Source organism: Brachybacterium atlanticum, assembly GCF_025669985.1.
GTDB lineage: Bacteria > Actinomycetota > Actinomycetes > Actinomycetales > Dermabacteraceae > Brachybacterium > Brachybacterium conglomeratum.
The window spans coordinates 35,870-43,855 of the sequence record NZ_JAKJJW010000030.1; the positions used below are offsets into that span (position 1 = coordinate 35,870).

Annotated in this window: 8 protein-coding genes; 4 read left to right on the forward strand and 4 right to left on the reverse strand. The window is 74.0% G+C overall.

Features of this window, described 5'->3' with window-relative positions; translation table 11 throughout:
* Positions 1-31 precede the first annotated feature (31 nt).
* The 3 genes from L3K22_RS13240 to L3K22_RS13250 form a co-directional block, all read right to left on the reverse strand.
* On the reverse strand, positions 32-685 hold the full coding sequence (locus L3K22_RS13240) for a ribonuclease FAU-1 family protein (RefSeq protein WP_191457820.1): 654 nt from the start codon (positions 683-685) through the stop codon (positions 32-34).
* A 370-nt stretch (positions 686-1,055) separates the two neighbouring features.
* Complete coding sequence (locus L3K22_RS13245) at positions 1,056-2,921, reverse strand: ABC transporter ATP-binding protein (RefSeq protein WP_263311786.1); 1,866 nt, start codon at positions 2,919-2,921, stop codon at positions 1,056-1,058.
* On the reverse strand, positions 2,918-4,684 hold the full coding sequence (locus L3K22_RS13250) for an ABC transporter transmembrane domain-containing protein (protein WP_263311787.1): 1,767 nt from the start codon (positions 4,682-4,684) through the stop codon (positions 2,918-2,920). The genes L3K22_RS13245 and L3K22_RS13250 overlap by 4 nt, the downstream gene beginning before the upstream one ends.
* Positions 4,685-4,810: 126 nt before the next feature.
* On the opposite strand from L3K22_RS13250, the gene L3K22_RS13255 reads away from it, so the two are divergent.
* The 4 genes from L3K22_RS13255 to L3K22_RS13270 all read left to right on the forward strand — a co-directional run bounded on the left by L3K22_RS13255 (position 4,811) and on the right by L3K22_RS13270 (position 7,519).
* Positions 4,811-5,431 (forward strand): mycothiol-dependent nitroreductase Rv2466c family protein, encoded by a 621-nt coding sequence (locus tag L3K22_RS13255; RefSeq protein WP_263311788.1) that lies wholly within the window; start codon positions 4,811-4,813, stop codon positions 5,429-5,431.
* A 62-nt stretch (positions 5,432-5,493) separates the two neighbouring features.
* Positions 5,494-5,982, forward strand: a complete 489-nt coding sequence (locus tag L3K22_RS13260) for a ribose-5-phosphate isomerase (protein WP_263311789.1) — start codon at positions 5,494-5,496, stop codon at positions 5,980-5,982.
* Positions 5,982-7,013, forward strand: a complete 1,032-nt coding sequence (locus L3K22_RS13265; protein ID WP_263311790.1) for an Fpg/Nei family DNA glycosylase — start codon at positions 5,982-5,984, stop codon at positions 7,011-7,013. Before L3K22_RS13260 ends, L3K22_RS13265 begins: the two co-directional genes overlap by 1 nt.
* A gap of 29 nt (positions 7,014-7,042) precedes the next feature.
* Positions 7,043-7,519 (forward strand): GNAT family N-acetyltransferase, encoded by a 477-nt coding sequence (locus L3K22_RS13270; RefSeq protein ID WP_263311791.1) that lies wholly within the window; start codon positions 7,043-7,045, stop codon positions 7,517-7,519.
* A 15-nt stretch (positions 7,520-7,534) separates the two neighbouring features.
* Here L3K22_RS13270 and L3K22_RS13275 read toward each other — a convergent pair whose 3' ends face one another.
* Positions 7,535-7,936 (reverse strand): ankyrin repeat domain-containing protein, encoded by a 402-nt coding sequence (locus L3K22_RS13275; protein WP_263311792.1) that lies wholly within the window; start codon positions 7,934-7,936, stop codon positions 7,535-7,537.
* Positions 7,937-7,986 lie beyond the last annotated feature (50 nt).

The following is a 7,986-nucleotide window of genomic DNA, read 5'->3' on the forward strand; positions in this document are numbered from 1 at the left end:
GCCATCCTGCCACCGGGCCCGGCCCCTGCGCTCAGCGTCGGGTCAGGTCCAGGTCCCAGCTGTAGTGCTCGGGCAGCCGCGGCAGCTCCCAGGTGGGGTCCGGGAAGAAGTACTCGTAGCCGGCGGAGAAGGGGTAGGTCCACTCGGCGATGTGCTGCTCGGCCTCGCGGCCGGCGGCGCGGATCCCCTCGACCTCCTCGGGGCTGAAGTATCCGGTGCGCTCGGCGCCCTCGAGCTCGTCCTCGTCCTTGTAGTGCCAGTCGCGGCGCGGCAGGACCACGAGGTCGAGCACCAGGTCGCGGGTGCGCACGCCCTCCTCGGTCCGCTCGTAGGGGGTCTCGAGGTTGACGTAGTAGCAGCCCAGCGAGCCGTCGTCCTTGTAGAACAGCCAGATCGAGTAGGGCTTGTCGGGCAGGCCGATCATGAGGATCCCGTTGCCGGTCCAGAGCTGCTTGGACTGCACGCGGGGTGCGGTGAACATGCCCTCGTCGCCGGCGCGGCGCAGCGCCGCCCCGGACTCGAGCACGGGCAGCAGCACCTCGGTGCCGGGGGCGATCCACACCACCACGCCGCGGTCGTCGTCGAGCACGACGGTGCCGGGGCGGACGGTGCGGGTGGGGTGCTGCGGGGTGTAGTAGGTCCAGGTCACCTGGTCGCCGGGCGACCAGCGCGGGGTGGAAGACATGGTGGAGGTCCCGGCCGGATCGGCCTCCGCGGACGCCCCGTACCGACCGGCCACCGGGCCGGGGCTGCGCTGCCCGTGGAGGGGTAGGCGTATGGGGCGACCCTACCTCGTCGTCATCTCAGCCGGTGGCGGCACGCCGTCGCGGCGGGCGCCGAATCGGAGCGTCGGCTCAGGTCAGCGCGGTCCAGGCCAGGCCCGCTGCGCCGAGGAGGCACAGCAGCGCGAGGAGGAGCAGCGCGCCGCCTCGCCGGCGCCGGGGTGCTGGGCCTCGGCGGTCTCGCCCTCGCCGCCGCGGGCGCGCTGGTCCTGCGCCGCCGCTGACCGGGCCGGTCCCGACGGGGGATGCCCGGCAGGACCGGTGCGGAAGGGCTCAGCCCGCCCAGGCCTCCCACAGCCGGGCGTAGTCCCCGCCGCGGGCGACGAGCTCGTCGTGGGTGCCCTGCTCGACGACCGCACCGTCGGCCATCACCAGGATCCGGTCGGCGACCCGCGCCTGCGAGAGGCGGTGGGCGACGATGATCGTGGTGCGGCCGCGGGCGACCTCGAGCGCCGCGCGCTCGAGCACCCGCGCCCCGGAGGAGCCCTCGTCGGCCGTGGCCTCGTCGAGGATCAGCACTGCCGGATCCTGCAGCGAGACGCGGGCGAGGGCCAGCTGCTGGGACTGCTCGGCGGTGAGCCGCTCGCCCTTCTCGCCCACCTCGGTGTCCAGGCCCTGCGGCAGCCGGTCCACCCAGGCGAGCGCCTCCACCCTGGCCAGCGCCACGCGCAGCAGCTCGTCGGAGGCGTCGGGGGCGGCCAGCTGCAGGTCCTCCCGCAGCGTGCCGCGGAAGACGTGCACGTCCTGGGAGACGATCGAGGCATGGCGTCGGACGGCCTCGAGATCCGCGCTCGCGAGATCCGCACCGCCGTGCAGCACCCGGCCGTGGCGCGGGATGAGCGTGCCCGCCATGATCGCGGCGAGGGTCGACTTGCCCGCGCCGGAGGCGCCCACCAGCGAGACGGTCTCGCCGGGGGCGATCTCGAGGTCCAGCGGCCGCAGCACGATCCGCTCGTTCCCGTCCTCGTCCTCGCCGTAGGCGTGGGAGACCTGCTCGAGGCGGATCGAGGCGTCGCGGGGCACCTCGGTGCCGGGGGAGACCGCGGGGTCGATCGAGGTGATCACCCCGACCATCCTCGCCAGGCTCGCCAGCGCCGACTGGACCTCGTCGAGGTTGAAGATCACCGCCATCATCGGCCAGAACAGGGTCACCAGGTACACCGCCGCGGCGGTGACCAGGCCGACGGGCGCCGCACCGGTCTGCACCAGCACGAAGCCGACCCCGATCACCATCGCCAGCGCCAGGTTCTCGGGCACGTTCAGGACCAGCACCAGCCGGCTGACCAGGTGCATCACGCGCATGTTCAGCAGCGCGGCGGTCTCCGAGAGCACGGCCACGTGGCGGGTCTCGCGCCGCTCGATGCCGTAGGCGTGCACGGTGGGGATGCCGTGGATGGCGGAGAGCAGGCCCTGGGCGCGGGCGCCCATCGCGATCCGCTCGCGGCGGTAGATCGGGCCGGTGCGGCGCAGGTACCAGGTCGCGGCCAGCACGTACATCGGCACGATGATCACGACCATGAGCAGCAGCCACGGCGAGAGCATCGCCATGCCGCCCAGGGTGATCAGCACCAGGAATCCGAGCTGGATGAGGTTCGGGACGAGGTTGTTCACCGCCCGGGCGGCGACGTCCACGTCGTCGGCGACGCGGGAGAGGGCGTCGCCGATGCCGGTGCGCTCCATGGTCTGCGCGGGCAGGTCCAGGGCGCGGTCGATCACGTCCTCGCGCATCCCGGCGAGGATCCGCTGGCCGAGCGCGGAGATCATCGACCAGCCCGCCGCCATCAGCACCGCCTGGAGCACCCCGACCCCGAGGATCCGCAGCCCCAGAGACCACACCTCGGCGCTCGAGCCGCCGGCGGCGACCACGTCCACGGCGGAGCCGATCAGACGGGGGAGGATCGCGGCGGCGACCGCGCCGCCGACGGTGATCAGCAGCGTGGCCGTGGCCGAGAGCCAGTGCTCCCGCAGCCGCGCGAGCATGAAGCGCATCGAGGCGCCGGGGCCCGCGATGGGCAGCAGCTGCGCGTGCTCGGCCAGCTGACGGCGCGCGGTCGCGTCCTCGCCGAGGACCTCCTCGAGCGGTCGGTCCCAGTCCAGGCCCGGCATGCGGGTCCCCTGGGATCCCTGCGATGCGCTCATCGCCGCACCACCTCCCGGTACTGCTCGTGTCTCATCAGATCGGTGTGCTCGCCCTCGGCGGTGATCCGCCCGTCGCGGACGAAGACCACGCGGTCCGCCGCCTGCAGCAGCGCTGGGGCGCGGGTGACCAGCAGGGTCGCCCGGTCGGTGCGGTGCCGTGCGGCGACCAGCGCCTCGGCGATGTTCTGCTCGGTGACGGCGTCGACCGCGGTGGTCGGGTCGTGCAGCACGAGCACCGGCGCGTCCGCGGCGACGGCGCGGGCGAGCGCGATCCGCTGTCGCTGCCCGCCGGAGAGGTTCGCGCCGCGGTCCAGGATGCGGGTGTCGTAGCCCTCGGGCAGGATCCGCAGCAGGTCCTCGGCGCCGGCGGCGTGCAGCGCCGCGTCGGCCCAGCCGTCGTCGCCGGTGTCCGGCGAGGGGCCCTGCTCGGGGGCGCGGGTCGCGAGCTGCTCGCGCAGGGTGCCGTCGAAGAGGTCCACGACGTGCGGCTCGACGAGCAGGTCCGCCCGCAGGCCCAGCCGGTCCTCGGGCGTGATCGCCACCTCGCCCACGCGGGCGCCGCCGTCGACGCGGCCGCTGACCGCGTCGATCACGTCCGCGGCGTCGGCCGGATCCGCGCAGGCCAGCGCCACCACCTCGCCGTCGGCGACGGACAGCAACGGCAGGTGGAGGCCGCCGGCGGCGCCGCGTCGGCCCGTCCTGCGGCTGCCGCGCTCGTCGCGCTGCGTGGTGAGCACGTCCAGGGTCAGCTCCGGGTCGTCGACCGTGCGGCCGAGGTCCGTGTACAGGTCCCGCACGCGACGCGCGGAGGTGGACATGCCGGCCCACCACACCGGGGCGCCGGAGAGGCCCTGCAGCATCCCCATCACGTAGCGGGCCAGGCCCACCACGGCGATCAGCACGCCGAGGGTCAGCGCGCCGTCGAGGGTGCGCAGCGAGGCGAGGACCACGACGGCCGCGAGCATCGTCCCGGTCACCAGGGTCGTGAGCCCCGAGGAGAGGCCCGAGTAGCGGGCGTTGACCAGCGCCGCGTCCAGCGCGGTGCGGGAGCGGCGGCGGTAGGTCGCCCGTGCCCGGCTCTGCACGCCCAGGCCCTGCAGCACCCGCAGCCCGTGCACGAGGTCGGTCGCGGTCGCGGCGGCCTCCGCGGCCTGGGACTGCTGGTCGTCGTAGCGGGCGGACAGGGTCGGGGTGATCACGCGGATCACCACCACCATCACCACGATGCCCAGCCCCATCGCGAGTCCCAGCCACGGGTCCATCACGGCGAGATAGGCGGTCGCGCCCAGCACCGCGAGGGTCGAGGGGACCACCCACGGGATCATGTCCATCACGTCGGACGCCTTGTCCGCATCCGAGGTGGCGATCGAGAGCACCTCGCCGGCGGGGCGGCGCACCGTGCGCGAGCGCGGGTCGAGCACCGCGCCGGTCAGGCCCACCCGCAGCCGGTGCCGCTCGTACATGACCGCCTTCTGCGAGAGCAGGAAGGTCCACACCCACAGCAGCACTCCCAGCACGCGCAGCAGGATCAGCCCCGCCGCGCCCAGCACCGTCAGCCGCAGATCGCCGGCGAGGATGCCGTGGTCGATGAGGAGGCCCAGCACGATCGGCATGAGCATCTCGACGCCCTCGGACACGGTCGCCAGCGGCAGGATGAGTGCGAGGGTGCGACGGTGGGTGCGCACGATGGAGCGCAGCACGCCGGGGGCGGGGCGCGCCGGGGAGGAGGTCGCCGCGGCCGCGGCGGGGGAGGAGTCGAGCACTCGTCCGATCCAACCCGTCCGGACCCTGCGGGGCAAGGTGTTTTCCCTCGCCGTGAGCGGGCCGACGCACGGCGGGCGCGCCGGTGCGACAATGGGGGCTCACCACCCCCGATCCGAGGAGAGTCCATGACTGCCCGTCGCGTGGAGCTGTTCGTCGACCCCGTCTGCCCCTTCGCCTGGATGACCAGCCGCTGGCTCCTGCACGCCGCCGAGGTGCGCGAGATCGAGCCGTCCTACTCGGTGATGTCGCTGTCCGTCCTCAACGAGGGCCGTGACCTCGATCCCGGCTATCGCGCCATGCTCGACGACTCCTGGGGCCCGGCCCGGCTGGCGATCGCGATCGACGCCGCCGAGGGCAACGAGGCCTTCGCCCGCTGGTACACCGCGTGGGGCGAGCGCTACCACGTCGGCGGTCAGAACGAGGACCGTCGCGCGACCGCCGTCGCCGCGCTCGCCGACGCGGGCCTGCCCGCCGAGCTGATCGAGACCTACGAGCCGGTCGCCGGCGACGAGACCGACAGGGCGCTGCGCGCCTCGCACGAGGGCGCGATCTCCCGCGTCGGCGACGAGGTGGGCACCCCGGTGATCTCCTTCGGCGAGGGCACCGCCTACTTCGGCCCCGTCGTCTCCCCGGCCCCGAAGGGCGAGGAGGCCGGGAAGCTGCTCGATGCGCTCGCGACGCTCGCCTCGGTCGACGGCTTCTACGAGCTCAAGCGCTCCCGCTCCGGCGGCGTCGACTTCAGCTGACCGCACAGCCCGTCCCCGACGAGCCTCCTCGCCCCTCCTCACGACAGGAAGACATCCACGACATGCGCGTGCACATCGGTACCGACCACGCCGGCTTCGAGCTGAAGAACCGCCTGGTGGCCCAGCTGGAGAACAAGGGGCACGAGGTCACCGACCACGGCGCCCACGAGTACGACGCCCTGGACGACTACCCGCCCTTCTGCACCGACGTGGGTGAGGCCGTCGTCGCGCAGCCCGGCTCCCTCGGCATCGTCATCGGCGGCTCCGGCAACGGCGAGCAGATCGCGGCGAACAAGGTCGCCGGCGTCCGCGCCGCGCTGGTGTGGAACGAGGAGACCGCGCGCCTGGCCCGCGAGCACAACGATGCGAACGTGATCTCGGTGGGTGCCCGCCAGCACTCCGAGGAGGAGCTCGAGGCGCTGATCGACGTGTTCCTGGCCGAGCCGTTCTCCGGCGAGGAGCGCCACCAGCGCCGCATCGACCTGGTCGCCCGCTACGAGGCCACCGGCGGCTACAGCGAGGACCAGGGCGCCGGCGCCGACGCGCGCTGATGCCGGAGGGCCACACCGTCCATCGGCTCGCCGCCGCCTTCGCGCGGGGGTTCGGCGGGCAGCGGGTGCGCACCTCCAGCCCCCAGGGACGCTTCTCCGACGCGACGCAGCTCGACGGCCAGGTGCTGCTCGGCGCCGAGGCGGTGGGCAAGCACCTCTTCCTGCCCTTCGCCCCCACGGCCGAGGTCGACGCGGCGGATCCGTCGGTGCGGCACGTCCACGTCCACCTGGGCCTGTACGGGTCCTGGACCTTCGCGGGCGATCCCGGCTTTGCAGGCGCCCACGCGATCGGCGCCCCGCGCCTGAGGATCGGGGAGCGGGAGGAGGAGAGCGAGGGCTCCGTCGACTGGCGGCGGATCGTGCCGCGCGAGACGGTGCGGCTGCGGATCGCCGGCCCCCGCGGCCTCGCCGACCTCACCGGCCCCACCGCCTGCGAGGTGCTGGACGCCGAGGGCCGACAGCGGGTGCTGGACCGGCTCGGCCCGGACCCGCTGCGCCCGGACCCCGACGGCTCCGCACGGCGCCGCTTCGTCGAGGGGATCCGGCGCTCCCGCACCTCGATCGGCGCGCTGCTGATGGACCAGAAGGTCGTCGCCGGGATCGGGAACATCTACCGCGCCGAGCTGCTGTTCCGGGCGAGACTGGATCCCTTCGTGCCCGGACGCGATCTCACCGCCGGGATGTGCGAGGAGATGTGGGAGGACCTGGTCGCGCTGATGGCCTACGGCGCACGGACAGGACGGATCGTCACCACCCAGCCCGAGCACCGGCAGATCGAGGCGCGGATCGTCGAACGCTCCCGCGGCACCCGCCAGAACGGGGACGAGGACCCGGACGTGGTGCCCCGGGAGGAGTCCTTCTACGTCTATCACCGCCAGACCCTGCCCTGCCGGCTGTGCGGGACGACGGTGCGCTCGGGCGAGATCGCCGCCCGCACCGTGTTCTGGTGCCCGCGCTGCCAGCGGGTTCGCAGCCGCCGCGCGGGATGGACCCGCGAGCATCCCGCCGCGCCCTGGGCGCTCGCGCGGTGAGCGGTGACGACGGCAGTACCCTGACGCCCATGCCCGACCAGCCCGCCGCCCCGCCCGACCTGCACCGCGCCGTCCTCGACGACCTCTCCGCCCGCACCCTCTACCTCCTGGTGACGCTCCGCCAGGACGTGTTCACGATGGAGCAGGGCGCGACCGACGCGGATCTCGACGGGCGCGAGCTCGAGCCGACCACGGAGCTGCTGTGGCTCGAGGAGGAGGGCGCGCCGATCGCGCACCTGCGCCTGCTGCGGGAGACGGACGGCGCGCTCCGCATCGGCCGCGTCGCGGTGCGTGCGGACCGTCGTCGCGGCGGCCACGGCAGGCGCCTCATGGTCGCGGCGCTCGAGCGGGCCCGGGAGCTCGCCCCGAGCGCCGAGGTGCACCTCGACGCCCAGGCGTATCTCGAGACGTGGTACGCCTCGATGGGCTTCGAGACGGTGAGCGACGTGTTCCTCGAGGCCGGGATCGAGCACGTCGCGATGGTGCTGCGCCCCGCGAGCGCCTGAGCCCGTCCCGTCGGCTCAGGCCTGACGCGCCTCGATCAGCTCCACGATCTCGGCCCGCTCGAAGTAGCGCGCCGTCGCCAGGCCGCTCGGCTCACCGAGGTCCGGGTCCGCCCCGGCCTCGAGCAGCGCCGTCGCCACCTCGGTGAAGCCCTTGAAGGCGGCGCCGGCGAGCGGGGACTGGCCGCGGTCGTTGAGCAGGTCCACGTCGGCGCCGCGGGCGGCGAGCTCGGTCACCAGCGCGGCGTGCCCGTGATAGGCGGCGAGCATGAGCGGGGAGTTCCCGGAGGCGTCGCGCAGGTTCGCCGGCGCGCCGTTGTCGAGGAAGGCGCGCACGGTCTCGGCGTCGCCCGTCCGGGCGGCGTCCAGCAGGGCATTGGCGAGCTCGATGAGCTCGGGATCCAGGGAGTCGTCGGTCATCGCCCCAGCGTATTACGCAGCACCGACGAGCAGCTCTGCCAGCAGCGGCC